The organism is Streptomyces sp. NPDC046900 (genome assembly GCF_040644975.1).
In the GTDB taxonomy this organism is placed as follows: Bacteria; Actinomycetota; Actinomycetes; order Streptomycetales; family Streptomycetaceae; genus Streptomyces.
Genome location: NZ_JBEYXD010000007.1, coordinates 39,983 through 65,949 on the forward strand (window position 1 = coordinate 39,983; position 25,967 = coordinate 65,949).

The following is a 25,967-nucleotide window of genomic DNA, read 5'->3' on the forward strand; positions in this document are numbered from 1 at the left end:
CCACTGCTCCCGCTCCCCGGACCCGCGCAGCCCGCGAGCACACTTCCCGCCACAGCAGCCAGCACCGCCCGGCGCCCGGGTGTCATCCGCTCTCCCGCCTGATCGAAAGTCGCCGACGGGCGGACGCCCGTCACGGCAACCGTATGCGGCACAATTCCCGCGACCGGGAAGAGAGCGGACAAGGATCCGCCAACAAACCTTTGTCGATCATTTGCTTCGCCGGCCGCGGGAGCGAGGGTGGGGAAGGCTTCGTGGATGTCGTCGCGGATCCGGAGGCGGCGCCGTGGGCGAACGCGCACTCCACGAGCCGGCGTTGGGTGCCGAGTCCGGAACCGTGCTCGGTGCCGCGCCGGGCTATGAGCGTTTTCTCGCCGAGGTCCCGAACCAGCCGGCGGCAGTGGTCGTGGTCGTATCCGCGGTCGGCCGGCACCACATCCGGGCGGCGCCATCACGGTAGTTGGAGCGGCGGGTTCTCACGGCAGTGGTCCGGTGTCGTCGTCCCACCTGTGCAGCTGTCCGGTCACGTCTCTCACCTGCATAAACTGCCCGGACAGCTCGTAGTGCCGGTGTCCGGACTGTCCGGTCACAGGCGGCTGCAACACTCCGGGGTGTCGCAGCCAGTCGGCGAAGTCGATCTACCAGGTTGCTGTGGTGGCGGCTGCTGACGAGGGCCTGCGGGTTAGGCCGACGTCCCCGGTTTTGGAGGAGACAGCGCTGAGCGAAGGTGCCTGCGGGAACTCACGCCGAGCTTGGCGAATACGTTGCCGAGGTGCCACTCCACTGTGCGAGGGCTGATGAACAACTGGGCAGCGATCTCGGAGTTGGTGTGGTCTCCGGCCAGCCTGGCGATTTGGGCTTCCTGACTGGTGAGTTCGGCGACGGCGCCGACCGTTCGCTTGCGTACGGTTTCTCCGGTCGCCAGGAGCTCCCTGCGGGCGCGTTCGGCGAAGCCGTGTGCCCCGAACCGGTTGAATGCCTCGTAGGCGGAGCGTAGCTGGGTGCGGCTTTCCTGACGGCGGTTCTGCCGGCGCAGCCACTCACCGTACAGCAGACGGGTGCGGGCCAGTTGGACGGCGATGCGGCAGCGTCCGAGGTGCTCGATCGCCTCCCGGTAGAGCGCATCGGCGGCTTGGTCGTCGCTCAGCAGCGCTCGGGAGCGAGCCTCCGTGCCCAGGGCCCACTCGGTGCCGGTCGCACGCGTGCGCTCGGTGAGATCGTCCAGTGCCGCCTCGCCGGACTCCGGCTGCCCACTGCGGGCGGCCGCCTCGATGAGTTCGGCCAGCGACCACCCGAAGAAGCCCAGGTCTTCGTACTGGCATGCGCGCGTCGCGGCTGCCAGCGCGGCGTCGTAGCGGCCGAGTCCGTTGTAGAGCAGTGCGGTCGCGTACTCGGCCAGGCTGAGAACGCGTCCCTCGCCTCTGGCACGCACCTCTTCGATGGTGGACTCTATGAGGTCCAGTGCCGGGGACACCCGTCCTCGCCAGGCGGCGAGAACCAGGGATGTGTACATCATCGGTACGCCGCCCACCGCCTCCGAGATCGCCGTGGCCTCGTCGATCAGAGCGGCAGCGGTGTTGAATTCGCCGGCGTGGACGTGGGAGCACGCCTGGTAGGTCAGCGCCATCGGGAGGACAGTGAGCGCCCCCGCTTCGCGGGCGAGGCCGACAGCGCCAAGCGCCATCTCGTGCCACGCGTCGTCGTCCCACAGTTCCGGTGCGAGGGGCTCGGGTGCCACGCGGAACGCCAGCCACAGCCAGCGCCTTTCCGCCTCCGTCCCACTGGTTTTCTGCTCCTGCCGGACGACGTGCATGGCATGCCTGAGGGCGGCAACCCCGGCGACGTAGCCATCAAGGATCCGAACAGCGACGCTGTCCAGAAGAACGTCCACCATCCGCGGCGGCGTCCTCGGCGGCGGGCCGGCGCGAGCCGCCTCGGCCACCTCGCGCAGCCCGGGTCCTTCGCCCAGGCGGCCGGCAAAGCTCGCCGCGCCGACCGTCTCCAGGAAGGTGTCGCGCGCAAGATCGGCGTCGAGAGGTGCCAGCCGTTGTGCGGCATCGAGCAAGAGCCGGGGCGCTGCGCTACCGCGCACCTGGGAGAACACCAGCCGGGCGCGCAGCCGCTCGAGTCGGGCGCGCTGCAGGTCGTCGAGTGGGCCGGCCTCCGCGATGGCCAACAGGGACTGGGCCTGGTCGGCGCCACCGGCGTCGATGTGGGCCTGAGCGGCGGCCAGTGCACGGCTGACTCTGCGTGCGGCATCGGGGGTCAGTTCCGTCGCCTGCTGCAGGAACGAAGCCGCTGCAGCGATTCCTCCCCTGCCCTGGGCCCGACCCGCCGAGCGTTCCAGGTCAACGGCAATGCCCTCGTCAGGCCGGTCGGTGGCGTGAGCGCGGTGCCACGCCTTGCGATCAGGATCAAGGTGGGGATCGGTGGCCTCTGCCAGCGCCCGGTGCGCCGCCCGACGCCCCGGCGCGGACGCCCCCCGGTAGATGGCCGAGCGCACCAGGGGGTGGTGGAATCGCACCCTGGCACCGAACTCGACCAGTCCCGCAGTCTCGGCCGACGCTGCGGCATCGACCGGTATCCCCTGCAGAACGGCTGCGCGCCACAACAGATCCACGTCTCCGGTCGGCTCGGCCGCGGCGGTCAGCAGAAGACGCCGGCTGTCCACCGGAAGCGATCGGAACTGCTGGTGAAAGGCGCTTTCGATGTGACTTGCCAAGGGACGCCTGCCGGGCAGCCAGAAGCCACCCGACAGCTCGGCGGGCGCCAGCGCGTGTGGCAGTTGCAGCAGGGCCATCGGGTTGCCGTGCGTCTCGGCGACGAGCCGGTCCCGTACCAGCGGGTCGAGCGGCACGCGGACCGCCGAGGCCAGCAGAGCACGCGCCTCATACTCACTCAGGCCCTCGACAATCAGCTCCGGCAGACCGAGCAGCTCACGACCATCATCGGAATCCCGCAGGGCGAAGATCAAGGCGACCGATTCGGCCACCAACCGCCTGGCCACGAATGCCAGCACCTGCAGGGACTCCTCATCCAGCCACTGCGCATCATCGACAAGGCAGGCCAGCGGCCCGTCCTCGGCAGCGCCGGCCAGCAGACCGAGCACAGCCAGACCCACCAGGAACCGATTCGGCGCCTCACCCCTGTGTAGTCCGAACGCGACGGACAGTGCATCGCGCTGCGGATCGGGCAGCTGGTGGAGTCTGTCCAGCAATGGTGCGCAAAGTTGGTGAAGGCTCGCGAAGGGAAGCTCCATCTCCCACTCGATGCCCGCGACGCCGAGGGTGCGGAACCCGACGGCCTGGTCGGCCGTGTGGTCCAGCAACGCGGTCTTGCCGATCCCGGCTTCACCACGCAGGACCAGGACCGCACTGTTGCCCGCCCGGGCTGTGGCCAGCACCCGCTCCAGCGCCGCCAGCTCCTGATCCCGGCCCCGTAGCGCGACGTGAGAATCCATGGACTGTACACCCATAGGCTGGTCTTCCTGGGATGCGGCTTTGACGCGCTTTGGCGCGCTGTTTTGACCGTATTCCCTTTTGGTCGCTTTGAGTAGTTGTATGGAGATCGGCCCACCCCCGGGGGTTCGGCCACGGGGATACCCCGGGGGTTTCCCTGGGCCGACGCACGCAGAACTGGACGACTGTGGACGAGCCGGCGACAGAGGGTCGCCGACATTGCAAGGAGCACACCCCCCACATGTCTGACACTTCCGCATCGACGACTGTCCGCCCGTTCACGTTCGAGTTCCCCGAGGCGGAGCTCCAGGACCTGCGTGCGCGTATCGAGGCGACGCGCTTCCCCGAGAAGGAGACCGTCGACGATCAGTCCCAGGGCACCCAGCTCGCCACCATCAAGGAGCTGGCCCGCTACTGGGCGACCGAGTACGACTGGCGCAAGGTCGAGGCGCGGCTGAACTCCCACCCGCAGTTCATCACCGAGATCGACGGGCTGGACATCCATTTCATCCACGTCCGCTCGAAGCACGAGAACGCGCTGCCGGTGATCGTCACGCACGGCTGGCCGGGTTCGATCATCGAGCAGCTGAAGATCATCGAGCCGCTCACGAACCCGACGGCCCACGGTGGTGACGCCTCGGACGCCTTCCACGTGGTGATCCCGTCGATGCCCGGCTACGGCTTCTCCGGCAAGCCGACCTCCAAGGGCTGGGGCCCCGAGCGCATCGCCCGCGCCTGGGGCGAGCTGATGAAGCGCCTGGGCTACACCAAGTACGTCGCACAGGGCGGCGACTGGGGCGCGGTCGTCACCGACCTCATGGGCGTGCAGGAGCCCGAGGGCCTGGTCGGCATCCACACCAACATGCCCAAGGTGATTCCGCCCGCCATCGAGCAGGCCATCATCGCCGGCAACCCGCTGCCGTCCGACGTCGTCCTCGCCGACGACGAGCAAAAGCGCGCCGTCGAGCAGGTGGACTTCGTCTACCGGCACGTCTACTACGCCTACATGATGGCCTCGCGCCCGCAGTCCCTCACGGCGCTCGCGGACTCCCCCGTCGGCCTGGCCGCCTTTCTGCTCGACCACGACAAGGCCAGCCTGGAGCTGATCACCCGGTCCTTCGACGGAGTGAGTGAGGGCCTGACACGGGACGACGTTCTGGACAACATCACGCTCTTCTGGCTGACGAACACGGCGATCTCCGCGGCCCGCCTCTACGCAGAGAACAAGACTCCGTTCTTCGGTTCGAAGGGCGTCAAGCTGCCGGTCGCTGTGAGCGTCTTCCCCGACGAGCTCTACCAGGCCCCCAAGAGCTGGTCGGAGCAGGCATACCCGAACCTCGTCCACTACAACAAGCTGCCCAAGGGCGGTCACTTCGCCGCCTGGGAGCAGCCGGAGCTCTTCGTCGGGGAACTCCGCGCGGGCTTCCGGTCCCTTCGATAGATGACCATGTCCGGCCACCTGCATAGGTGAGAGTCGGGGGGTGGCCGAGGGTACTCGACTCCGAGTCACTCGGCCGCCCCTTGTTCCGACAGGCGAGCCGCTGGTCGGTGCGCGACACACGTCCGGCACGGTCTGTGTCGCTGGCACCCTGCGATGGGCTCCCCCGCAGGTCAGAGCGCTATGCGGAGCGCCTGGTGATCATCTCGTACAGGTCGGTGGCCATCGTGGTGGCCGCGGTGCGGCAGTCGACCGTTGCCAGGTCGGGTAGTTCGAGCTCGCCCCTGACCTGGTCGGTGGCGAGCAACACGAGGTTGTCCTTGTTCACGTGCCAGGACGCGGCGGTAGCAGCGGAGTTGAGCCGTTTGCCCAGGGCGCGCATGTTCAGGTCTTCGGGGCCATCAGTGCGTCAGTGTCCACATGCCCGATGGCGGCAGGGACGATCTGGTCGCGGGTGAGGGTGTTGCGCGCCACGTCCTCAACGGTACGCAGCAGCTTGCACTAAGTTCAACCTTCGACTTGCACTAAGTTCAACTGGCCGGTTACGGTCAGCTCCATCAGCCAGTTGAACTAAGTGCAAGTCGAGGGGTACCCATGAACACGCTCGCCGCTGTCATGCAGTTGCTCGTCGCCGCCGCCTTTGTCAGCATTCCGGTGGTCCGCCACCGCTTCGGTCCCGCTGCGAAGGCCGCCGCCGTGGATGAGCTCAGCCGCCAAGGCGTCCGCCCGGAGGTGCTGGAGGAGAACAGGCTCCGCTTCGACGCCGGCGGCCACGAGACCGCGGCACCGGCGGCCGTCGCCGCGGTGATGGCCGCCACCGCCGCCTTCAACTTCGCCGGCGCCGACCTGGCACAGCTACTGACCTGGATCTTCTCCTCCCTGGTCCTGCTGATGAACGCGGGCATCGTCTACAGCAACCTCACCGCGGTGAAGTCAGTGGAGGCCGCTTTCCGCCGCAAGGGCGACCCGGAGCTGGCCCGGATCAAGGTCGCGCCCTTCCTCCAGGCCGCCGAGAACGCCTTCCCCCACTGGGTGCGCGCCCAGGCCTACCTCCGCAACACCACGGTCTTCGCCGGCTCCGCCATCGCTCTGATCGCCGTTTCCCTCGGCTGACGAATCCACCCCCCGTAGAGTTGCCTCTTGATCTTCTTGAGGCGGTTCGCGGCGCCTCGGTGCCGCCGGAGCTCCAGTGCAGGGTCAGCCGGCGGTCACGGCGTCGAGGTCTCGGAGCATGCGGAGTGCGAGGCCTGTGAGGCCGGGCAGTTGGCTGGCATCGAGAGCGTCAATCCATGCGGGGAGCCTGAGGCCGAGGCGGCTGGTGCGGATCTTGCTCAAGTCGCGGACTTGCTGGGCGGCGTCATCCAGTTCGGAGCAGCGGGCCAGGACGTCCTTGAGCGCGCCGCGCACGTCCTCGCTCAGGGCCGTACGGTGGCGGGTGAGCCAGCCGGTGACCCGTCGCACCGTCGGCGGCGGAGGCCATGCCTCAGGTACGGCAGCGGCGCGCAGGGCAGCGATGTAGGCGCGGACCATCTGGTAGCTGACTGGGCGTCCTCGGAGAGCAGTTCGCGGTGCAGGCGCGTGACACTCGTGCATCCCGCGGCGAACCGCGCTCCAGATAGGGCTTGTGGGGGGGCTTGCGGACAGAAGCTGACCTAAAGGCTCCGTACGGTCGTGCCATGACACGGACGCAGAGGATTCTTGTCACCGGTGCCACCGGAACCGTCGGCCGCCAGGTCGTCGCCGAACTGCTCGCCCGCCGCCATGCGGTCCGCGCCCTCACGCGGGATGCGGCGAGGGCGGACCTCCCCGCCGGTGTCGAGGTCGTCCAGGGTGATCTGACCGAACCGGCCAGCCTGGTTCCGGCTTTGGAGGGCGTCACCGGCCTCCACCTGATCACCTTCGGCGGGGCCCGCTTCGTCCCGCTGGAGACCGGCCTGCGGATCCTGGAGCCGGCCCACGCGGCCGGCGTACACCGGGCCACCGTGGTGCATGGCGGCGGGCCGTCCTTGCTGGAGGACGCCGTGCGTGCCGATGACGATGTGGACTGGACCGTACACATGCCGGTCGAGTTCACGGCCAATTGCCTGGAGTGGGCGAACGGGATCGTGTCCTCGGGCGAAGTCCGCGAGCCGTTCGTCTCCCGGCTGAGTGCCATGGTCCACGAGGGCGATATCGGCGCCGTCGCCGCGGTCGTGCTCACCGAAGAGGGCCACCGGGGGCCAGGAGTACGTGATCACCGGCCCCGAGTTGCTCACAGTCGGCGCCAAGGTGGCGACGATCGCTGCCGCCCGCGGCCGGGAGATCGCCCTCGTCGAGCTCAGCGAGGAGCAGGCCGTCGCGGAATGGCGGGCGGCGGGCCACCCGGAGGACGTGATCGGCCTCCTGACCGAGGCGTACGGGAACACCCCGGAGGTGGGCCGTACGGTCGTCGACACCGTCGAGAAGGTCACCGGCTACCCGGCCCGCACCTTCGCCCAGTGGGCAGCGGAGCACGCGGACGCCTTCACGGCAACAGCCCCCGTGATCACGGCATAGCCTCCCGCGTGGTATGTGGAACGGACACGGAAGGAACCGCATCACAGGTGACGAAACGACGTCCGCGTCCGGCCCGACCCGACGAGGCCGCGTGACTCCCGATCTCGTGAACATCGGCTATTCGCGCGAGTATGCGACTCCCACTCTCGTGTCGAACGACGTCGTCACTCACGTGCATGGCCAAGAGGCCGTCCGTCCTCGCCGACGAACTGCGCACGTTCTTCGCCCTCCTGAACTGAGAGGTCAGATGGCCACCACTTCGCCCCGGCCCGCCGACGTACTCGACCGGCGGGCTCTCAACCGCGCCTTCCTGGCACGCCAGTTGCTGCTGGCACGACGAACGATGCCGGCGGAGGAGGCGCTCGAGCACCTCGTGGGTCTGCAGGCACAGGCACCCATTCCGCCGTACTACGGCCTGTGGACCCGGCTGGAGGACTTCCGCCCGGCGGAACTGGCCGGCCTGCTCACCGAACGGCGGGTCGTGCGCATCGCACTGATGCGGGGCACCGTGCATCTGGTCACCTCCGCCGACTGCCGCAGGCTTCGGCCCTGTCTGCAGCCCTTCATGCAACGAAGCCTGATCACCGCCTTCGGCAAAGACCTGCACGGGCTGGATCCGGCCAAGGTCGCGGCGGCCGGCCGGGAGCTCCTGGAACAGTCTCCTCTGACCGTCAGCGACCTGAGCGCCTCCTTGCGGACGACCTGGCCCGACCACCCCGCCTCCGCACTCGGCAACGTCGTACGCAGTCTGCTTCCGGTCGTCCAGATCCCGCCCCGCGGAGTGTGGGGTCAGAGCGGACGGACGACATACGCCACGGCGGAGGACTGGCTCGGCGCCCCGCTGGACCCGGAGCCCGACGTCGACACCCTGGTCCTGCGCTATCTGGCAGCGTTCGGCCCTGCCACCGTCAAGGACATCCAGGCGTGGTCGGGGCTCACCCGGCTGCGCGCGGTGACCGAGCGCTTGCGCCCGCAGCTGGTCTCCTTCCGTGACGAGGACGGCCGAGAGCTGTGGGATCTGCCCGGCGCACCGCGTCCGGACCCCGACACGCCCGCGCCGGTGCGCTACCTGGCACCGTACGACAACGCGATCCTCTCCCACGCGGACCGCACCCGGATCATCAGCGACGAGCACCGCAAGGCCATCGCGACGAAGAATGCCGTCATTCCCGGGACGATTCTGGTCGACGGGTTCGTCGCCGGAGCATGGCGGACCGACCGTGCGCGCGGGGCGACGACTCTCGACGTCCAGCTCTTCCACCCGGTGAGCAAGCGCCGGCGCGCCGAACTCGCGGAGGAAGGGGAACGTCTCCTGCTCTTCGCGTCGGACGGCGCGGCAGGGCGTGAACTGCGCATCACCGACGGCTGACCGCGATGCCCCAAGGGAAGCGCGGCCCCTCTCACAGACTTCACCGTCGTGAAGACGGTCAACAAGTCCGGGAAGCCTTCCAAGTACGAGGCGACCCTGAAGGGTGAGGACTCCTGGCGGGGAGTCGTTCGCTTCGGTAACCCGGGACCGCTCCTCGAGCGGCTGAAGCCGGGCGACCGGGTCACCGCCACCGTCTGGCACCGCGACATCGTGGTGCTCAGCAAGGAGGGGGCCTGGCAGAACACCTCCGATGCGCCCCGTGACGAGCTTCAGATGAACGCCGCCGTCGGCATGCTCGCCGCGCTCGTCGCGGTTGAGGCATTCGTGTTCGGCGCGGTACGCCTTGCCAGACCTCGCGGCTACGAGCCGTTCACCTGGAATCCGTACGGCGCACAGCTGCTCATCATCAGTACCGTCGCCTGCTTCGGGGTGGGGCTGCCGGCCGTGTGGATCGGCATCCCATGGTGGACCGTGCCCCTCGTCGTGGTGTGCGCGGCAGGGCTGATGCACCGTCGCCTACGGCGCCGAGTGGCAGGCGGAGTGTGACGGCCCGGGCGCATGTCGGCGTGCTCGTGCGAGGGGCGTGCGAGCCAGACAAGATCAAACGGCCCGTACACCTCCCCCCGCAGGTCACAGCCATCATCAAGCCTGTCACGAGCGTGCTCTCCGGAGCCGTGCGCGCAGGTTCGAATCCTGCCGGGGGCACTTCGCCTCAACCAGCACGATCATGCGGTTGACAGCGCAGATGCCTAACGCAAGGAGCGGGACCCAGTCTCACCGAGTCCCGCCGACCTCCCCACCGACGCGGTCATCTTGCCCGGTACTCCGGTCCACCCGAACTCCGCAGTGGCAATCGCCCAGCAAGCAACCCCACCGAATGCCGCGGCAATTGCGATGAGACCGGTCATGAAACTGCGAAGCCAACGCCTGCGAGAGCTCTCATGTATCGGCAGCCCGCGGGAGCCGGTTGATTCTGGTCGGGCCTGCCGAGTACGTTCCCAACGCCGTTGAGGACGCTGGTATGTCTTCCGTCTCGGCCGGGCACGGCGGGCCCGTGCTGACCCTGTGCTCCTCGACACCGCCACCGCACCCCTCTCCGCGCCTGACGCGGCGGCGAAGTCCTCCAGGCGTCCGGCAAGTAGCTCTAAAGTAACCCGGAGTGCGGGCCCGGGTAGTGCGCTGCGGCGGCACCCGCCCGTAGGACAGTCACCGTGCCGTGCGAGTTCGCAACAAGCGCCTCCCCGCCGTCATCGCCCTCGCCCGCCGCCGCGTCGACGTCCTCTGGGCCCTCCTACGCGACAACCGCCCCTTCACCACCGCGCCACCAACCCGGACAACAACGATCGCAGCGGCCTGACCGGGCACGAAGCCCTCGGCCCTCCCGATTACCGACGGTGCACACCGGGTGTGGCTACCTTGGCGATCAGCCGACTGAGGAGAGGATGCATGGGCCACGCGCTCATCCGCCCACGCCATGTCCCCGCTGCGGAGCAGCAACCGACCGCGTCCTCACCGTGGTCGTCCCCACCACCACCGACGAGGACGACCTCTTCCGAATCACCCACAGCACCTCAGAGTCACTGCCCACACACCTCACCTGCGCCGACTGCCGTCACGAGTGGGGATGGGAAGAAGGGACTGGGACTCCGAGGGGTTGACCGGTCATTAAGACTCCACCGCCCGCGGGCACGCCCCCTGTCTTCGACCCGCAGAGCTATGATCGCCAGAGTGGATGACTCCCTGATACCCCGAGCTCTGACCAGTGAGGCGCAGCTCCGAGAGTTGTACGCGGACCCCGGAGCGCGGGCGGTACGCAAAGAACTCGACCACATCGACGAGATGTCGCGCCGCCTCATAGCGGTCTCGCCCGTGGTGTTCGTCGCCACCAGCGATGCCAATGGCCGCTGTGACGTGGCCCCTCGGGGCGGCACCCCCGGTTTCGTCACGGTCCTCGACGAGCGTCATGTAGTGATTCCGGACGCGACGGGGAACAATCGGCTGGACAGCTATCGCAACATCCTGGCCAACGGGCACGCCGGGCTCAACTTCGTCATCCCTGGCCGGGACACGACGCTTCGTGTCAACGGCGCAGCCTGGATCACGGCCGATGGAGACCTGCTGGCGCGGCTGACCCCGGTCGGCAAGCCGCCGAAAACTGCGCTGGTCGTGCGGGCCGACGAAGTGTACGTCCACTGCGCTAAGGCCTTCGTCCGGTCGAAGTTCTGGCACCCCGAGGCATGGCCGCTCAAGGAGGAGCAGCCGACGTCGGCCGAGGTCGCTCTTGCTCATCAGCGCGACCCCGACTTGACGCTCGCCGAGGTCGAGCAGGATCAGCGTGACTCCCTCCTGCACCGGCTGGCCTGATATCGGTTCGCCGCGAAAGAGCCGGAGGGGCCGTGGCGCGAGGCCCTGCTGGCCGTGCCGGACGGGTTCGGCCTCGATGAGGACGAGGGCTAAACCCCAGCCACAACTGACGGCGACGTCCGCGAACGCCACCTTACGCAGCCGTACGTCATCAGCTGTCAACCTCGGTCGCTGTCGGACCGGAGGATGATCCACTCCGCACGATCAACTCGCCTGAAAAGCAGTCGGCTGTGCCCTGCGCGCCCGTTTCGTGCCCGGTCCGGCGGGACGCAGCGGTGACTCACCGGAACAGCGGTGCCGATCGCGCTCCGACCCAGGTCAGGGAGTGCTTGGTCAGCCGTCATCCGCATACGGCGTTTCCCAAACTGGGGCTCTGCCCTGCTTCTGGGCGATCTAAATGCCTTGGTCGCGACGGCCGTAGCAGGAACAATCGCTGGTCATGAGTTTGGTATCCCACTGGCCTCTGGCGGGACTGCGGCTGACTACGCCACGACTGGAACTGCGATTGCCGAATCTCGATCAGCTGGTCGCGCTGGCTTCCCTGGCAGCCGACGGTGTTCATGACCCGGCAGTGCAGCCATTCACCGTGGCATGGACCGATGTCCCGCCAGAGCAGCGGGCCCAGAGCGTCCTGCAGTACCACTGGCGCTGCTGGGGCGCGTGGAAGCCGGAGGACTGGGAGCTCAACTTGGTGGCACTGCGAGACGGCGTCGCTGTCGGGACACAGGCCGTCGGTGCCCGGGACTTCGAAATCCGTCGTGAAGTCGGTACCGGTTCGTGGCTCGGCAGGGCGTACCACGGACATGGCCTGGGGACTGAGATGCGCGCAGCGGTTCTGCACTTGGCCTTCGCTGGACTCGGTGCACAACAGGCCGTCTCCGGGGCGTACACAGACAATTCGGCCTCGCTGGGGGTATCGCGCAAACTCGGCTACCGCGACGATGGGATCGAGCGACACGCCGTACGCAGCAAGCCCGCTGTGCTGCAAAGGCTCCGACTCACCGCCGAACAGTGGCAAGGTAGCCAACGAGTCCCGGTGACGATCGAAGGCCTGCGGGAGTGCCTGCCCTGGTTCGGCCTGAGCGAGCACGTTGACATCCAGGGTTGACATCAACGAGGACAGACAAGGATGGACTGAGGCGACGCTCCTCTGAAATGGCCCGGCGAGCGGAAGCAGCCCAGCAGGATCAATGGCGCAGCTGGACCGGACTTGTAAAGCGGCGGTCGTCGGCGGAGAGTGTTTTGAGGCGGCGGCGCGAACGGAGGCGATCGTGGATGCGTCTGAAGCCGGACGGTGGTGAGCGGAATGGAAGCCCTGCCTTTCGTTGACGAGCATCGTGTGCTCGTGTCTGCGCCGGCTTTCGTGGTTTGGAGTGCTCTGGCTGCGCAGATCCCGCAGTTCACCGGCTCCGGAACGTTCGTCCGCTTGCTGGGCGCTTCACCGAATCAAACCGCTGGCGAACCCGTCGCCACGGGCGCGACGCTCCCAGGCTTCCGCGTTGCCGAAGCCGTCCCCGAACGCTGTCTCCGATTGATCGGACGTCACCACTTCTCCCAATACCAGCTGCTGCTCACCCTCGCCGAACACACCAGCGGGACGCTGCTCAGCGCTACGACGTATGCGGCGTTCCCGGGGCTGCATGGGCGGCTCTATCGCTTGATCGTCATAGGCTCCCGCGTCCATCGCGTACTAGTGATCCGCCTTCTGCGCGACGTGCGCCGCCGGGCCGAAGAGGCGGCGAGCGGCGCATGACCATCTTGTCGGGCGTGGGCTATTCGTGAACAAGTGGCGCGACGTGGACGAGCCACAGGCGGCGTGACCTACTCGAACGCTCGGGAGCCAAGTCCCCTCCGGATTCATGTGTGCTTCAAGTCGCTCCGCCAGGTCGGTCTGTTCGGCATACTCAGGCGCCTGGACTGTGAGCGCAGGGGGTGGGCGATGTACGGCCGGAGCGATCAAGCATGGGATCAGTTGGCCAGTGCCGGCTTGAAGTTCCGCATTGAGCGGGCACAGCTCCGCAAGGTCACGCCCTACCCAGTTTCGTCGTCCGGCGCCTCGACGATGGCCGCAAGGTCGTAGGGACCGACGGTCCAGTAGATATTCAGGAGCTGCGCCCCGAACTTCTGTACCGCTGAGCCGAAGGCGTCGGCGCGCTTCGCGCTGTCCTTATAGTTGCGGACTCCTTGATCGGTCCAGTTCAGCAACGCGATGTACGTCGCCATGTCCGGTCAAGCATGGGCACGTGGGCCAGAAACTGCACGAGGTACGCACCCGAACGTGAAATTTCGAGCGCCCCCGGCAATCGAGAGAGCAGGCTGACGTCCACTCCGACATCAACGACACCCGATGCGCTGTACTGCTCCTCATCCGCTCCGGGTGCTCTGTCGAGCGCCACCGGCGCTGTCGCGATGCTCGCGCACCGCGATCCGGGCCAGCTTCGTCAGCATCATGCCGTTGCGGATCGAGACGATGTAGTCGACAGGGAGCCCGTGCATCCGGATGCCGGGACCCCGTAGGGGGTGCCAGTCGAGAACGAAAAGAGTGTTCTCGCCCCAGGGGATCAAGTTCATGGCAATACGGGCTGCGCCGAAGGGGTCTGCCTTCGCTTCAAGTTCCAGACGGCGTTCCGGCTCACAGATGCGTACGACACAGGTGTCATCGAGGGCCAGTGGGCCGACACCGACTCGGACTTGGAGGCGGGCGCCTACTTCCGGCCAGTGCGGGTCAGCGGCGATGACCTGTTGCGTTCCTGAGACCCATTCCCCGTAGCGATGGCCATTGGACAGCAGGCCCCAGACTCTGGACGGCGAGCTCAGGATCAACCGGAGGTTCCGGGCCACATCACCCACGCTCCCTCTGTCCGCTGCTCCTCGACACTAGCCGCGCCGGACACCTCCAGCATCCGCAATCGTGGTCAGGCCCGGCACCCGCACGGCATCGTGCGCGCCCAAGTCAGCAGGCAGGATCACAGCCCTGATCGGCGCTGCCCGTCCAACTGGCGCCGAGTTGTGCGCTCGTCCAACCAGGTGACGGCGGCGACCGTCCGAGCTCGGATGCCCCGGTCCCGGGTCGGCTGCCGTTTCGGCCTTAGATCGGCATCGAGATCATCACCGCCTGGTCACCATCGGCGGTGTCGCCAGTGTTCCCGTGACAGCCCACAGAGGGCGGAGTGGGACATGGCCGCGTGGGTCCGGCCGGGGTTCACACATCGACAGGCTGGTCGGAGACCAGCACGTTACTGCCCGCGTGATGACACGGTCAGGCTGGCTGCCACAGCTCGATCCGATTGCCCTCAGGATCGGTGACCCAACCGAATCGACCGACACCCTCCATGTTTTGAGTCTCGTGGGCCACGTCCGCTCCCTTGGCGCGCAATTGCGCGAGCATCGCATCCAGGTCGCGGACTCGGAAGTTGAGCATGGTCTGCTGAGCTCGGGCCCCGAAGTAGTCGGTCTCGGACTCGAACGTCGCGGACACCGTCGCACCGGGTTCCTGATGCCACAGCCCGTTCTCATCGGCGTCCAGACCCAGGCAATCGCGATACCACGCGCTCAGGGCCCCCGGGTCGGTGGCCCGCATGAAGTATCCGCCGATTCCAAGCACACGTTCCATGTCGCTGTCTTGCCAGGACGGCGATCGGGCGCGCGGGCACCACACCAGCGCCTGCTTCACACCCCTGTCTCAATCGTGGGGGAAGTCGTCAGAGCACCTTGAGCAGGCGTTCCGCCAAGACGGATGCCGAGGCAGGGTTCTGTCCGGTGAACAGGTTGCGATCCACCACCGTGTAGGGCTTCCACATCTCGCCCTTGGTGAAGTCGACGCCCATCTCGATAAGCTCGGTCTCGACGGTCCACCTGGCCCGCTGGGCGAGCCCGACCGCTTCCTCTTCCTCGTTCGTGAACGCGGTGACCCGGTAGCCGACGAACGGCGACTTGCCATGGATCCTGGTCGCCAGCATGGCCGCCGGCGCATGGCAGACGATGGCGAGCGGCTTGCCGGAAGCCAGGGCCGCCGTCAGCAGCCGGCCCGCGTCGGCATCGAGGCACAGGTCCTCCATGGGCCCGTGGCCACCCGGGAGGTAGACGGCGTCGTAATCCTCCAGCCTTGCATCCGCCAGTTGAATTGGGCGCCGCAAGACCTCCGCGGAGCGGATGATCGCCTCCAGATCGAGTGCGATCTGGGCGCTGCCGGCCATCTCGGGGCGCAAGCTCATCATGTCCACCGTCGGTACGACCCCGCGAGGGGTGGCGACGACGATCTCATGGCCGGCCTCGGTGAGGGCCTTGTACGGGGCCGCGAACTCTTCGGCCCAGTAGCCCGTCGCGTGCCTGGTGCCATCCTTGAGCGTCCAGTACGCCGTCCCGGTCATCACGAAAAGCAGTTTTGCCATTGGACAATCGCCTTCCCGTCCAGATCCGACATGGTTAGCGCATATCCCCCAGTCAAAGCATGGTCTGTGCGCAAGTCATCCGCGAGGTGTGCGGTGCTGTCGAAGACGAAAGCGGACCTGACCTGCCATTTCCTTGAATGACGCGCCATCTCGAGTACACCGCCGCCTCGAGATCATCCAGGGCGCCACGAACGGCCTGGGACGGCCATCCGGCCGAGGCACAGAGCTTCGCGGTCACCTGCCACGCCCCGGACGCACCGACGGACAGCGGGGCGGGAGGCAACCCCCGCCTGGCTTGGCTTCCGGCCCGTGGCCCACGCCTGGAGCGAGCCATGCTCACGCCGGTCTTCGGGGTCCTCGCCTGAGCAGGACGACGGCAGGTGAAGCCCGGCATCGCCCCTGCGCGGCCCCCGGTCCTCGAGGATAGGGGCCAACGCGCGTTGTCAGCCACGACGGTGTCGTCAGGGTGCGTTCGGTCCCGAGACGATCGGGCCGTTGTGACGGGCGTCCACGGGGTCGGCGACGGGGAGGGTGGTGAAGAGGGTCAACGTGACACAGCAAGCAGCCAGGGCAGGAAGCAGCACCCGGGGGCGCCACGACGAGGTGCGAACGGGACGCTCGATCAGTCGGTAGCTGCCCGCGCAGAGCAGGACGGACGCGCAGACGGCCACGGAGACCTTCGTTGTCTGACTCCACTCCGGGTGGTTGACACCGAGGTAGACCCATACGGGCCAGTGCCACAGGTAGAACCTTCCCTGGGTGGCGTGCCATGACGACGCCGCCCGCGGTCGAACAGACATGCCCCTCCTGAATGCAATTGAGCAGGCTCTACTAGGATCTGGGGCGCGTCCGGACGTAGCGCAGAGGCAGGCGCACGCACTGCGTAGGCGAATCACGCCGGTTCGAATCCGGTCGCCCGGAGGCGTCCGGGTCCCGTAGAGCAGAGGCAGACTCGCCGCCTTGTCAGGGCGGATACGCCGGTTCGAATCCGGCCGGGACCACGGTGCGGCACGGACACGGGGCGGGAACGGATGGGCGAGGCGACCGGCGGGACGATCAGCGAGGCCGAACTCGCGGTCTTCCACCAGGTGGTGGGCAAGCTGCGGGCGCTGCCCGTCGACGACCCGGTACGGCTGCGGGCCGAGCAGGTCGCGGCCTCCTTCGCGCGCGACGGGCGTCTCCGTCGGCGCAAGGCCCGGGGCACCGAGGTGTCCGCGGCGGATGCCGCCGCGATGGCCGCCACCGCGACCGGTGCCGCAGACCGGCGCGACGACGCCCCGCTGGCCGTGCCCGGCAGTGGAGGAGTCTTCCGCAAGCCACGCCACTGCTATGTCTGCAAGTCGTCCTACCGACAGGTCGACACGTTCTACCACCGGCTGTGTCCTGACTGTGCCGCCGACAACCGGCGCCGCCGCGCCCTGAGCACCGACCTCTCCGGTCGCCGCGCCCTGCTGACGGGCGGCCGGGTGAAGATAGGTTTCCAGCTGGCGCTGATGATGCTGCGGGACGGTGCCGAAGTGCTGGTCACCTCCCGCTTCCCGCACGACACCGCTCGCCGGTTCCGCGCCGCGCCCGGCAGCGAGGCGTGGCTGGACAAGCTCACCGTCCTCGCCGTCGACCTGCGCGACCCGCGCCAGGTACTGGGCCTGGGCGAGGAACTGCGGCAGGAGGGGCGGCCGTTGGACATCCTCGTCAACAATGCGGCACAGACCCTGCGTCGGCCGCCCCAGTCGTACGCGCTGCTGGCCGCCGGCGAGTACGACGCCCTGCCCGAGGGCGCCCGCCGGGCGCCCGGTTTCACCCCGATGCGGCTGCTGCCCGGCTCGGCAGTGTCCCTGCCTGCCGTGCTGCGCGAGGCTGATGAGGCCGGGCTGCTGCCCGATCCGTCCCCCGAGAACTCCTGGTCGGCCCGGCTCGGCGCCCTCGACCCCGCCGAGGTGCTGGAGACCCAGCTCGTCAATGCCCTCGCTCCGGCGCTGTTGTGCGACCGGCTGCTGCCGCTGCTGCTCGCCTCCCCGCACGCGCGTCGCTACGTGGTCAACGTCACCGCTGTGGAGGGCAGGTTCGCCGTCCGCAACAAGACTTCCGGCCATCCGCACACCAACATGGCCAAGGCCGCGCTCAACATGCTCACGCGCACCAGCGCCGCCGAACTCGCGGAGCAAGGCGTCCATATGTGCGCGGTCGACACCGGCTGGATCACCGACGAGAACCCCGCCCCCAAGAAGGCCCGGATGACGGGCGCCGGGTTCCGCACTCCGCTGGACATCGTCGACGGCGCGGCCCGCATCTACGACCCGATCGTGCGTGGCGAGGCCGGCGACCCGGTCTCCGGCGTGTTCCTCAAGGACTACCAGGAGGCGGCGTGGTGACGGTGGACCCGACCGAGCCGGAGGTCGGTTTCGCGGGCGTGCGGTCCGTCGTGCCGCGTCCGGTGGCCGACCTCGCCCCGCTGCTGGACTGGCTTCGGGCGGGCCGCCCGGCAGGGGAGCGCCTGGACTTCACGGCCGGTACGGCACTGCCCGACGGTCGGCTCGACCTGTGCAAGCAGGCGCTGGGCGCGCAGGGCGCCGCACTGGTCGCCGAGGCTCTCGGTCGGGGCCCTTCCCCGGTACGGCACCTGCTGCTCGGCACGGACGCCCTCGGCGACGAGGGCGCCGTCGCGGTGGCCGGGAGCGCTGCGCCGGTCGATACGCTCTACCTCGGCTGCAACGGCATCACCGCGGGCGGCGCCTGCCGCATCGCCGACCAGCTGCGCGCCTCGCCGCACGTCGTCACCGGCATGTGGCTCAAACGGAACCCGCTCGGCAGCGCCGGAGGCAACGCGGCGGCCGCACTCATCGACTCCGCACGGTCATTGCGCACCCTCGACCTCGTCCAGACCGGTCTCGACCCAGCCGGTGCCGCCGCCCTCGGGGACGCTCTCCTGGTCGCCGCCGGCAACGGCCGCCGCATCGAGCGGCTCTTCGTCGGCGGCAACCCGCTGGAAGAGGCCGGGGCGCAGGTACTCGCCGCAGTGATCGCCGAGGGCGCGGTGAACGAACTGTACGTGTCCGCCGCCCGATTGGGCGACGCGGGCGCCCTCCGGCTCGCCGCCGCGCTGGAGCGGGCGCCGTACGGGCGGCTGACGCGCCTGTCGGTCGCGAGCAACGGCATCGGACCGCAGGCCGCCGCCCGGCTGGTCACGGCGGCCACCGCGGCCGGGGTCGCCCTGCTGGACCTCGGCCGGGTCCGCGCGGCTGCCGTGCTCGGCGCGGCCGACAACCACGTCGACCTGGCGGCCGCCGAAGCGATCGGCGAAGCCCTCGCCACCGCCGAGCACCGCCTCGCCCACCTGGTCCTCAGCCACACCGGGGTGCGCAGCCGCGAGGCCCACCGCCTCCTCGACGCCGCGCCCCGCGCCGCCACGGCCACGCGCTTCGTACTCGGCCCCGGCATCGCCGGCAGCATCAAACGCCGTCTCGCCGCCCTCAGCGCCCACGTCCCGGCACCCGCCGTCCCGCCCGACGTGGCCGCCGTCCGCAGCGTCCACCGGACGGCGCCGCGGCAGGACGCGGACCCCGGCGCGTAGCGGGTCGACGCACAGCGCGTCGACGCACACGACGCACAGCGGGTCGACGCATAGCGGCTCGGCGCGCCGGACGGGACCGGCGCCGTGACGTCCGGCTGCTCAGCGCTTCCGCATCCCCATGAACACCTCCGTCCAGAACCGCTGCTGCTTCTCCGACACCCCCACCAGATAGGTGGCCCGCAGCTTCGCCGGCAGCAGCGCCACCAGCCGGGTCACCGCGGCGCGGTGCTTCTTCAGCTGGGACAGCTCCGCGTTGGCAAGGATCTGGTGGACGACATCACTGTCGCCACCGCCCTCCGCGGACTGCTCGGCCGCCCGCTGTAGCCGCGCCTCCCACGCGTCCACGTCGCGGGCCAGTTCCCGCAGACCGGTCACGGGGCAGCCGCGCAGGCGGTCGATCAGCGCGGTGAGCGGCACCGGTGCGTACTCCCCGTCGCCGAGGTAGACGGTCGCCATCTCCAGCGGCAGCCCGCGCCGGTGCAGCTTGATCAGCCGCTCCAGGGTCCGCTTGGTGATCCAGGCGCGGCCCTCCCCGTCGATGTCGTGCTTCCACCACTCCAGCACCGTCTCGGCGTCCGCGCCGTACCGGGCGATCAGCCACTCGTTGGCCGGGATGTCCTCCGGCTCCACCTCCAGCGAGGCCGTGAACCGGGTCGCCTGCGCGATGTTGTTCCGCGACACCAGCAGCTTGCGGCCCAGATGGTACGGCGGGTTCTGCACTGCTATCTGCGCCCGCAGGTTCTCGATCGGCCGTCCGGCCAACGACCACTCCTGGGTGATCTCCATCAGCTTGGCGAACGCCGCCTTGTCCTTGGGCCGGTTGTACTCGTCCCACACGATCGCCTTAGGCTCGGGCCCGGTGAACTTCGCGGCGAGCAGGTTGTCCAGCGTGCCGTCCGGCGAGGGCACCGGAGCGCACAGGTCCTCCACGTTCGTCACCGGTAGCGAGAAGTACAGCGCGTCCCGGCCCAGGCCCTCGCGGACCGTCTCCCGTACCAGCTCCGTCTTTCCGCAGCCGGGCGGGCCTTGCAGCAGCACCGTCCAGCGGTTGCGCAGCGCCGCCCGCAGCACCTGCCGCAGCGGGTCCGGAATCCGCGCCGGGTCGGGCACACCGACGGCTCGTGCGATGCGGTCCAGGATCTCGGCCGTGCGGTTCTGGCCGGGCCGGCCGTCCGGGCCCGGCTCGGCCAACCGGAGCCGCTCGCCGTCCACCAGGGGCAGTCCCCACCGCAGCGGGAAGCCCTCGCGTGCGTTGGCGAGGACGTGGTCGAGTGTGCGCGGCGAAAGGAGTTCGCGCAGCGCCGGCGGCAGCGACGCCCACAGCGCGAACACCTCCGTCAGGTCCCACGGGCGGTACTTGGCCGCCAGATGGCGCCGCCAAGAGGTGTCGTTGGCGGTGATCCGCATCGTCACCATGCGGTCCAGTAGCGCCAGATCGCTGCGCCGGGCCGATGTCTCGGCCAATGACTCGTTGTCCGTGAGGAAGACGCCGATGCAGCCCAGCGCCCGCAGATCATGCTCGCCGAGCGTCCAGTTGCAGGCGATCTGCATCAGCTGCGACTGGATCGTGTCGCCCGCCTGTAGCGAGTCGTCGATGAGGAGCACGAAGGGCCGGCCCGGCTTGAGCTGGCTCATCACCAGCTGGCGCAGAACCAGTTCGCCCGTGTGCGGATCTCGCACCGGCGCGTTGACCAGCAGGTCGTCGGGCGTCAGGTTCGCGGCCGGGACGTACACCAGCGTGGCGTCGGGGTGGGCGCGAGCGATGTGCGAGAAGAACGTCGCCGTCTTGCCGATGCCGTGCTCGCCGAAGATCTGTCCCGTCTGGCCCAGGTCGATCATCGCGTCGATGAACTCCTCCAGGCGCGAGGGGTCATCGGGCCGGCGCCGGTCGGGGGGTGCCGTCAACTCCGGTGTCTCAGTGCTCATTTACCGCGATCCTGTCGTGACGCGATGGCAGTCCATCGCCGGTGCGTGCGTCTCAGGCCACTCGTCGCCGCCCTGCGTGATCAGCCAGATCCACTTCTCCGGCTCGGCAGGGGTGATCGGCGCCGCGTATCCGTCGGTGAGCACGACGACCGCGTCCGGGGTGACGTCGAACCGGCGGCCGTTCACCTCGGTGCGGCCCTCGACGTAGTCCGCGACCACCTGGAAGCTGGTGCCGCCCCCGCCGTAGACCCGCTCCCCCGGCCGGAACGGCATCACCACGGCGTCGAAGGACAGCCAGTGCGCCTCGACGCCGTCGATCCGGCCGACCAGCTCGGTCAGCCACCGGATGACGTGGTCGGGCATCGATGCGGAGGTGTCGTAGGCGATGACGAGGACCTTCTCCCGCACGGGGCCGCGGCGCGCGAGCAGCGGGTCCTGGCCGAGGGCCATGAGCAGGGCGCCCCGCTTCTTCGGGTACACCAGCCGCTCGCCGTCGCGCAGTTTCGAGCCGAGCACGTCGACCAGCCAGCGCTGCCACCAGTCGACCGTCCGCGTGCGCGCGGTCTCGCCGCGCAGCATGCCCGCACCCAGGTTCCCCCAGATGCGCGCGGCCCGCGCGGAGCCCTCTTCCGTACGGCCCATCAGATCCAGCAGCTCCCGCTCCGCGCCGGCGTGCCCGCGCCGTGCCGCCAGCAGGGAGTTGAGCAGGGCCGAGGAGGTCACCTGATCGACGGTCTCCTGGTCCAGCGGTACGGCGGCATCGTCCGACACGCCCAGATGCACGCACAGCCGGCGCTCCGGCACCGGCGGGTGATGCATCCGCTTCAGCTCGCCGTACACCCGCATGTCCGTCTCGGTGAACGCCTCGTACGCCACCGGCTCCAGCCCGTGGGCCGTCAGATCCGAGACATAGGCGTCGTACACCTGCCGCGGGTCGACACCCGTGGGCCGCCCGTCGAGCAGGGGCAGTTCCTCGCGGCCCAGCCGGACCAGCGCCACGTGGTTGATGGACACCTCGGCGGCCGGCTCGAAAACCGGGTCGGCACGCAGCTCGGGCTCGGCGAACAGATGCCGGTGCACGAGGTGGCGCGCCTCGTGGAACAACACGAACTTCACGCCGTCCAGGCCGAGTCCGACGAAGAAGTCCGGGTTGAACAGCAGCAGGCAGGTGCCGTCCCCCGAGGCCACCACGGCGGCCGTGTCCACTGCCGTCGTCGGGATCTGATGACGGCACTTGGCGTACAGCCACGACGCCACCGCGGACTCCTTCAGCCCGAAGTCCAGCAGCGCGGCCTCCTTCAGCCGCCGCGCCTCGTCGACGACATCGGAATCCGCCGGACGGTACCGCTCCAGCGCCCTGCGGTCGGCCAGTCCCACCACCGGAGCGCGCAGCCGCCCCTCGTCCCCGTACGCCATGTGCTCTCCCCCGTGGTGCAGGTCCCCCGGGTTCCATTGGTACCAGCCGCCACTGACAGCGAGCCAAGGCATTACGCTCGGCGGCAAGGCGGGGTCGTAGCGCAGAGGCAGTCGCACCGGTCTCCAAAACCGGACCACGCTGGTTCGAATCCAGCCGCCCCGCCCCTCACCCACCGGTCAGGCGATGGCGCCCGCGGTCGCGATCAGCTCGGGGGCGGTGCCGTAGAAGGTGCCCATCAGCCGTGCCAGAACCGCCCACGCCTCCTCGCGGTCACCCAAGTGGTCCCGGAGGAACGGGCGCAGAGCGTCCCCGGCGGCTTGGATCCGCGCCGGGAAGAGCAAGGGACCGAGGGACAGCACGTCCAGGACGCGGACCGCTGGGCCGTGGGCAGTCGCGTACTCCGCGGGTCCGTCGAGGACACCCGCCTGCCGCACCCGATGGGTGAACCTGGGGTGCGAGCCGAACTGCGCGCGCAGCGCGGGCGGGCAGTCCGGGCGTACGGACAGCGCCCAGCGCGCGTAACCGGGCAGCGGGTGCCGGGTGTCCGCCTCGGTGACCGTCCGCCAGTCCGCGCGGGTCAGGACCATGGACGCGGCCTCGCGTCCCCTGCGCATGGAGTCGGCCTCGCGCAGCGCGCCGACGAGGCCGAGGCGCTGGTAGCTCTCCGGGACTTTGGGTTCCTCGGATTGCATCACGCGGTTCACGGGGACGGACTGCGCGCGACCGGGGCCGAACGGCACTCCGCGGGCGACGGCCCGGCGCAGACCGGTGTCGGTGATGATGTGCCGCCACACCACCGCGTTGAGCTTCGGGTCGTCCTCCTCCAGGATCCACAGCGCCACGGAGGCCGGCAGCCCCTCCCGCGCCCAGGTCCAGGCACGTTCCAGCCGCAGCCGGGCAGCCGAGATGTCCTCTGGTCCGGGCAGTCCGGTGCGCGCCCGGACCCGGGCGGCGGTCTCCTCGTCGGTGAGGCCGAGCAGAAACCCGGCCGCCCGTTCCGCGGCGCTGTTGTCAGACATGAGGGCATGATGCCGCAGGCCGAGGCAGCCCCGCACCGAGGAATCGACCTTGTGTACGACCGTTGCCGCACGCCCCTGGCCCGGTCCCGGCCCGAAGGTCTGCAGAGACCTGCGCCGCTTGCTCCGCGAGGCCATCCGTCCAGGGGCCAGTCCCCGTCACCGATGGCCCCACTCGGCTTCTCGCACCGTTGGATCCGTGGCAGCCCGCACGTCTGACCCGGCTCTCAGGGCCCAGCCTGGCACGTGATCTTCATCTGGGCCGCCGCATGATGGGCGTACGTAGGGCCGTTGTCGTCCCAGTCCTGACCGCGGTCGAGCATCCGCACCGCGATACGGCCGTCCTTCAGACGGTACGTGCCCGCGTTGACAAGCGTGCCCCGGTTCGCCCGCTGATCGACCTGGAAGGTGGCGTACGCACTGTTCTCGTCTCGCGGGTCGGAAAGCACACGGTACGTCGTCGGGTCGCCGCCCACATCTCGGCTGTCGCCGGTGGGTACGAAGACGCCGATCGCGCACGTGTCGTACGCACGGTCCACCGACCACCACCACAGCGCCCCGTTGTCGTGGTCCTGCGTCCGACTGCCCGACATGGGCACGGCGGCGTAGGAGCCGTCGCATGAACCACCGTCGTAGCCGCCGTGGTCAACGGTGTACCAGCCTTCGATGCCGTCGGAGTAGCGGCCGTACTCGGCGTAGCCGCCGTATGCCCCGGAGGCGCAGCCGTGTCCGACCCAGGCCGAGTAGTGGGCGGGTTCCGGCTTGGGGTGGGCGCCGGAGTTCTGGGTACCGCTCGGCTCGGCGGAATGAGTGTGGGTGGGGGTGGAGGTGGAGGACGCCGAGGATCCGGAGAGAGTCGGTTCCGGCAGCGCCGGGGCGTCCGTGGGCAGGATCAGCCTCGGGTTCGACACGTGATGTGCCGCCGCGCCTACTCCCCCGCTCCGCGTCGTCCCCGCATCGGAGGTGAGGGACGATGCAACAAGCGGGATCCCGGCGCCGACCAGCCCGGACAACAAGACCAGGGCGCCCAGCGCGACGCCTGCTTTGTGCGGACGCGACAGCGCCTTCCAGCGGCCGTAGGGCGTCTCGCGGACGATCCACGGATCCCGGCTCTGCTTCCTCATTCGGCCGAACCCGCAGGAGCATGGAGTTCCTGGGAGCGTCCTTCCATTCCCGCCGCACCGCTCACATGCCATCGAAGGTCCCTCTGGTCTGTACTAACCAGGCGATCAAGGTTTTTCGAGGGGGACCACTATGCACGAGGTCACCACGCAGAGGTAGTGGTCTGCCATGACGAGGAAGACAAAGGCGAATCAGGCGAGTGGTTCCGACGGGAATACGGCGAAGTGAGCACCCTTCGGCACGCCCAGTGACGGGCCGCCCGCCAACACCTCGTCAAGACGCTCGTCCCACTCCGCGCCGGCGGGCCACCGTCCGCATGGGCACAACGAGTTGGGCCAGATTCCGAGCCCTGAGAGCACCGGTGCTTCCTCGCGGGCCGAGTTACGGCCGTCGCTTGCGGCCCTACAGATGGCTCGCCTTGCCCGCAGGCCATTTGCCCCTCGCGGCGTAGCCGACAAGACCGACCGTCAGCAGCCATCGGGGCGGTCAGCCATTGAAGTTCGGGGCCAAGTCGTGGGGTTGCGGGCTCGGGCCGCCGGCCCGGGATGGTGGTTCGCCGCCGGTGAACGCCGATCCTGCGGCAAGGTTTTTGTGCATACCCTCCCTACATGGTTGATCAGCACTCGGTCGATGTGGGAGGAATCCGGCTGGCCTATCAGGTGTCGGGTCCGCCGGATGCGCCGCCACTGGTCCTGTTGCACGCGCTGGGCGAGGACGCGACCGACTGGGAACCGGTATTGCCCGTCCTCGCACGTTACCGACGCGTGTATGCTCCCGACCTTCGAGGGCATGGCCGAAGCACCTGGCCGGGGGAATACTCGCTCGAACTCATGCGAGCCGATGTGCTCCGGTTCCTGAACGCCCTGGGCTTGGCCCGAGTGGATGTGATCGGGCATTCCATGGGCGGGATTGTGGCCTACCTGCTCGCGGCGGACCATCCGCAGCGAGTGAGCCGGCTCGTCCTGGAGGACGTTTCGATTCCACGTCCCCGGAAACCGAGTACCCCGACCAGGCCGGACGGCGATCTGGGCTTCGACTGGAATATGGTGCTGACCGTCAGGCGGCAGATCGACGTGCCTGACCCCAGATGGCTGGAGCAGCTCAGCAAGATCACCGCCGGGACCCTCGTGGTGGCCGGCGGTCCAGGCAGCCATGTGTCTCAGGACGGCGTCGCCGAGATGGCCGACCGCATCCCCGACGGGCAGATGGTCACCATCCCGGTCGGGCACCTGATCCACCGTGCAGCGCCGGAGGCATTCGCAGAGGCGGTTGTGGCATTCCTGGTGGCGGAGAAGAACGCCTGACCGTCCTGCCGACCCTGAGCGCACGGCCACAACCGTTGCGGGGCGGCACGGGTGCCGAC

General features: G+C 68.9%; 23 protein-coding genes, 3 tRNA genes and 3 pseudogenes. 16 read left to right on the forward strand and 13 right to left on the reverse strand.

The window, feature by feature from the left end; all coding sequences use genetic code 11:
* Window positions 1-242 precede the first annotated feature (242 nt).
* A pseudogene (locus tag ABZ904_RS09750) lies at window positions 243-442 on the reverse strand (IS5/IS1182 family transposase); the annotation flags it as partial.
* A gap of 237 nt (window positions 443-679) precedes the next feature.
* Window positions 680-3,457, reverse strand: a complete 2,778-nt coding sequence (locus ABZ904_RS09755) for an AAA family ATPase (RefSeq protein WP_361822289.1) — start codon at window positions 3,455-3,457, stop codon at window positions 680-682.
* Between the two features lie 239 nt (window positions 3,458-3,696).
* On the opposite strand from ABZ904_RS09755, the gene ABZ904_RS09760 reads away from it, so the two are divergent.
* A complete protein-coding gene (locus ABZ904_RS09760) occupies window positions 3,697-4,896 on the forward strand; it encodes an epoxide hydrolase family protein (RefSeq protein WP_359391867.1) in 1,200 nt (399 codons plus the stop codon).
* Window positions 4,897-5,074: 178 nt separating this feature from the next.
* Here ABZ904_RS09760 and ABZ904_RS09765 read toward each other — a convergent pair whose 3' ends face one another.
* On the reverse strand, window positions 5,075-5,275 hold the full coding sequence (locus ABZ904_RS09765; RefSeq protein WP_359391866.1) for a hypothetical protein: 201 nt from the start codon (window positions 5,273-5,275) through the stop codon (window positions 5,075-5,077).
* Window positions 5,276-5,487: 212 nt separating this feature from the next.
* On the opposite strand from ABZ904_RS09765, the gene ABZ904_RS09770 reads away from it, so the two are divergent.
* Window positions 5,488-6,006 (forward strand): hypothetical protein, encoded by a 519-nt coding sequence (locus ABZ904_RS09770; RefSeq protein WP_360992480.1) that lies wholly within the window; start codon window positions 5,488-5,490, stop codon window positions 6,004-6,006.
* An 84-nt stretch (window positions 6,007-6,090) separates the two neighbouring features.
* Here the strand turns inward: ABZ904_RS09770 and ABZ904_RS09775 are convergent, their stop codons facing one another.
* Window positions 6,091-6,423 (reverse strand): hypothetical protein, encoded by a 333-nt coding sequence (locus ABZ904_RS09775; RefSeq protein WP_360992476.1) that lies wholly within the window; start codon window positions 6,421-6,423, stop codon window positions 6,091-6,093.
* Between the two features lie 146 nt (window positions 6,424-6,569).
* On the opposite strand from ABZ904_RS09775, the pseudogene ABZ904_RS09780 reads away from it, so the two are divergent.
* The 7 genes and pseudogenes from ABZ904_RS09780 to ABZ904_RS09810 all read left to right on the forward strand — a co-directional run bounded on the left by ABZ904_RS09780 (window position 6,570) and on the right by ABZ904_RS09810 (window position 12,914).
* A pseudogene (locus tag ABZ904_RS09780) lies at window positions 6,570-7,428 on the forward strand (NAD(P)H-binding protein).
* A 247-nt stretch (window positions 7,429-7,675) separates the two neighbouring features.
* Complete coding sequence (locus ABZ904_RS09785; protein ID WP_360992473.1) at window positions 7,676-8,797, forward strand: winged helix DNA-binding domain-containing protein; 1,122 nt, start codon at window positions 7,676-7,678, stop codon at window positions 8,795-8,797.
* A gap of 48 nt (window positions 8,798-8,845) precedes the next feature.
* Window positions 8,846-9,343 (forward strand): hypothetical protein, encoded by a 498-nt coding sequence (locus ABZ904_RS09790; RefSeq protein ID WP_360992470.1) that lies wholly within the window; start codon window positions 8,846-8,848, stop codon window positions 9,341-9,343.
* A gap of 670 nt (window positions 9,344-10,013) precedes the next feature.
* Window positions 10,014-10,154: a hypothetical protein gene (locus tag ABZ904_RS09795; protein WP_359391903.1), complete on the forward strand. Its 141-nt coding sequence runs from the start codon at window positions 10,014-10,016 to the stop codon at window positions 10,152-10,154.
* Between the two features lie 371 nt (window positions 10,155-10,525).
* Complete coding sequence (locus tag ABZ904_RS09800; RefSeq protein WP_359391861.1) at window positions 10,526-11,161, forward strand: MSMEG_1061 family FMN-dependent PPOX-type flavoprotein; 636 nt, start codon at window positions 10,526-10,528, stop codon at window positions 11,159-11,161.
* Window positions 11,162-11,600: 439 nt separating this feature from the next.
* Window positions 11,601-12,269, forward strand: coding sequence for a GNAT family N-acetyltransferase (locus ABZ904_RS09805; RefSeq protein WP_359391860.1), 669 nt, complete (start codon window positions 11,601-11,603; stop codon window positions 12,267-12,269).
* Between the two features lie 198 nt (window positions 12,270-12,467).
* Window positions 12,468-12,914, forward strand: a complete 447-nt coding sequence (locus tag ABZ904_RS09810) for a hypothetical protein (RefSeq protein ID WP_359391859.1) — start codon at window positions 12,468-12,470, stop codon at window positions 12,912-12,914.
* A 284-nt stretch (window positions 12,915-13,198) separates the two neighbouring features.
* On the opposite strand, the pseudogene ABZ904_RS09815 reads toward ABZ904_RS09810, so the two are convergent.
* The 4 genes and pseudogenes from ABZ904_RS09815 to ABZ904_RS09830 form a co-directional block, all read right to left on the reverse strand.
* A pseudogene (locus ABZ904_RS09815) lies at window positions 13,199-13,384 on the reverse strand (GYD domain-containing protein); the annotation flags it as partial.
* Between the two features lie 141 nt (window positions 13,385-13,525).
* Window positions 13,526-14,002, reverse strand: coding sequence for an SRPBCC family protein (locus ABZ904_RS09820; protein WP_359391902.1), 477 nt, complete (start codon window positions 14,000-14,002; stop codon window positions 13,526-13,528).
* A gap of 418 nt (window positions 14,003-14,420) precedes the next feature.
* A complete protein-coding gene (locus tag ABZ904_RS09825; RefSeq protein ID WP_360992581.1) occupies window positions 14,421-14,774 on the reverse strand; it encodes a VOC family protein in 354 nt (117 codons plus the stop codon).
* Between the two features lie 88 nt (window positions 14,775-14,862).
* Entirely contained in the window at window positions 14,863-15,552 is a 690-nt protein-coding gene (locus ABZ904_RS09830) for a type 1 glutamine amidotransferase domain-containing protein (protein ID WP_359391858.1), read from the reverse strand.
* Between the two features lie 137 nt (window positions 15,553-15,689).
* Between ABZ904_RS09830 and ABZ904_RS09835 the strand changes: the two genes are divergently transcribed.
* A complete protein-coding gene (locus ABZ904_RS09835) occupies window positions 15,690-15,917 on the forward strand; it encodes a hypothetical protein (RefSeq protein WP_359391857.1) in 228 nt (75 codons plus the stop codon).
* A gap of 96 nt (window positions 15,918-16,013) precedes the next feature.
* Here ABZ904_RS09835 and ABZ904_RS09840 read toward each other — a convergent pair whose 3' ends face one another.
* Window positions 16,014-16,352 carry a hypothetical protein gene (locus ABZ904_RS09840; RefSeq protein WP_359391856.1) on the reverse strand — a complete coding sequence of 113 codons (339 nt, stop codon included), beginning with the start codon at window positions 16,350-16,352 and terminating at the stop codon, window positions 16,014-16,016.
* Between the two features lie 49 nt (window positions 16,353-16,401).
* On the opposite strand from ABZ904_RS09840, the gene ABZ904_RS09845 reads away from it, so the two are divergent.
* From ABZ904_RS09845 to ABZ904_RS09860, 4 genes are all read left to right on the forward strand, one after another.
* Window positions 16,402-16,473: transfer RNA gene (locus tag ABZ904_RS09845), tRNA-OTHER, on the forward strand.
* An 8-nt stretch (window positions 16,474-16,481) separates the two neighbouring features.
* Window positions 16,482-16,553: transfer RNA gene (locus tag ABZ904_RS09850), tRNA-Asp, on the forward strand.
* A 30-nt stretch (window positions 16,554-16,583) separates the two neighbouring features.
* Window positions 16,584-17,924, forward strand: coding sequence for an SDR family NAD(P)-dependent oxidoreductase (locus tag ABZ904_RS09855; protein WP_361822297.1), 1,341 nt, complete (start codon window positions 16,584-16,586; stop codon window positions 17,922-17,924).
* Entirely contained in the window at window positions 17,918-19,123 is a 1,206-nt protein-coding gene (locus tag ABZ904_RS09860) for a ribonuclease inhibitor (RefSeq protein ID WP_360992460.1), read from the forward strand. Before ABZ904_RS09855 ends, ABZ904_RS09860 begins: the two co-directional genes overlap by 7 nt.
* A 99-nt stretch (window positions 19,124-19,222) precedes the next feature.
* Here ABZ904_RS09860 and ABZ904_RS09865 read toward each other — a convergent pair whose 3' ends face one another.
* Window positions 19,223-21,049 (reverse strand): ATP-binding protein, encoded by a 1,827-nt coding sequence (locus ABZ904_RS09865; RefSeq protein ID WP_361822300.1) that lies wholly within the window; start codon window positions 21,047-21,049, stop codon window positions 19,223-19,225.
* Entirely contained in the window at window positions 21,050-22,465 is a 1,416-nt protein-coding gene (locus ABZ904_RS09870; protein ID WP_361822303.1) for a hypothetical protein, read from the reverse strand.
* Between the two features lie 88 nt (window positions 22,466-22,553).
* Between ABZ904_RS09870 and ABZ904_RS09875 the strand changes: the two genes are divergently transcribed.
* Window positions 22,554-22,629, forward strand: a tRNA-Trp gene (locus ABZ904_RS09875).
* Between the two features lie 13 nt (window positions 22,630-22,642).
* Here ABZ904_RS09875 and ABZ904_RS09880 read toward each other — a convergent pair.
* Window positions 22,643-23,485 (reverse strand): hypothetical protein, encoded by an 843-nt coding sequence (locus tag ABZ904_RS09880; RefSeq protein ID WP_359391851.1) that lies wholly within the window; start codon window positions 23,483-23,485, stop codon window positions 22,643-22,645.
* Window positions 23,486-23,709: 224 nt separating this feature from the next.
* Window positions 23,710-24,606, reverse strand: coding sequence for an adhesin (locus ABZ904_RS09885; RefSeq protein ID WP_361822306.1), 897 nt, complete (start codon window positions 24,604-24,606; stop codon window positions 23,710-23,712).
* 606 nt (window positions 24,607-25,212) lie between these two features.
* Between ABZ904_RS09885 and ABZ904_RS09890 the strand changes: the two genes are divergently transcribed.
* Entirely contained in the window at window positions 25,213-25,908 is a 696-nt protein-coding gene (locus ABZ904_RS09890) for an alpha/beta hydrolase (RefSeq protein ID WP_360992448.1), read from the forward strand.
* Window positions 25,909-25,967: the final 59 nt, after the last annotated feature.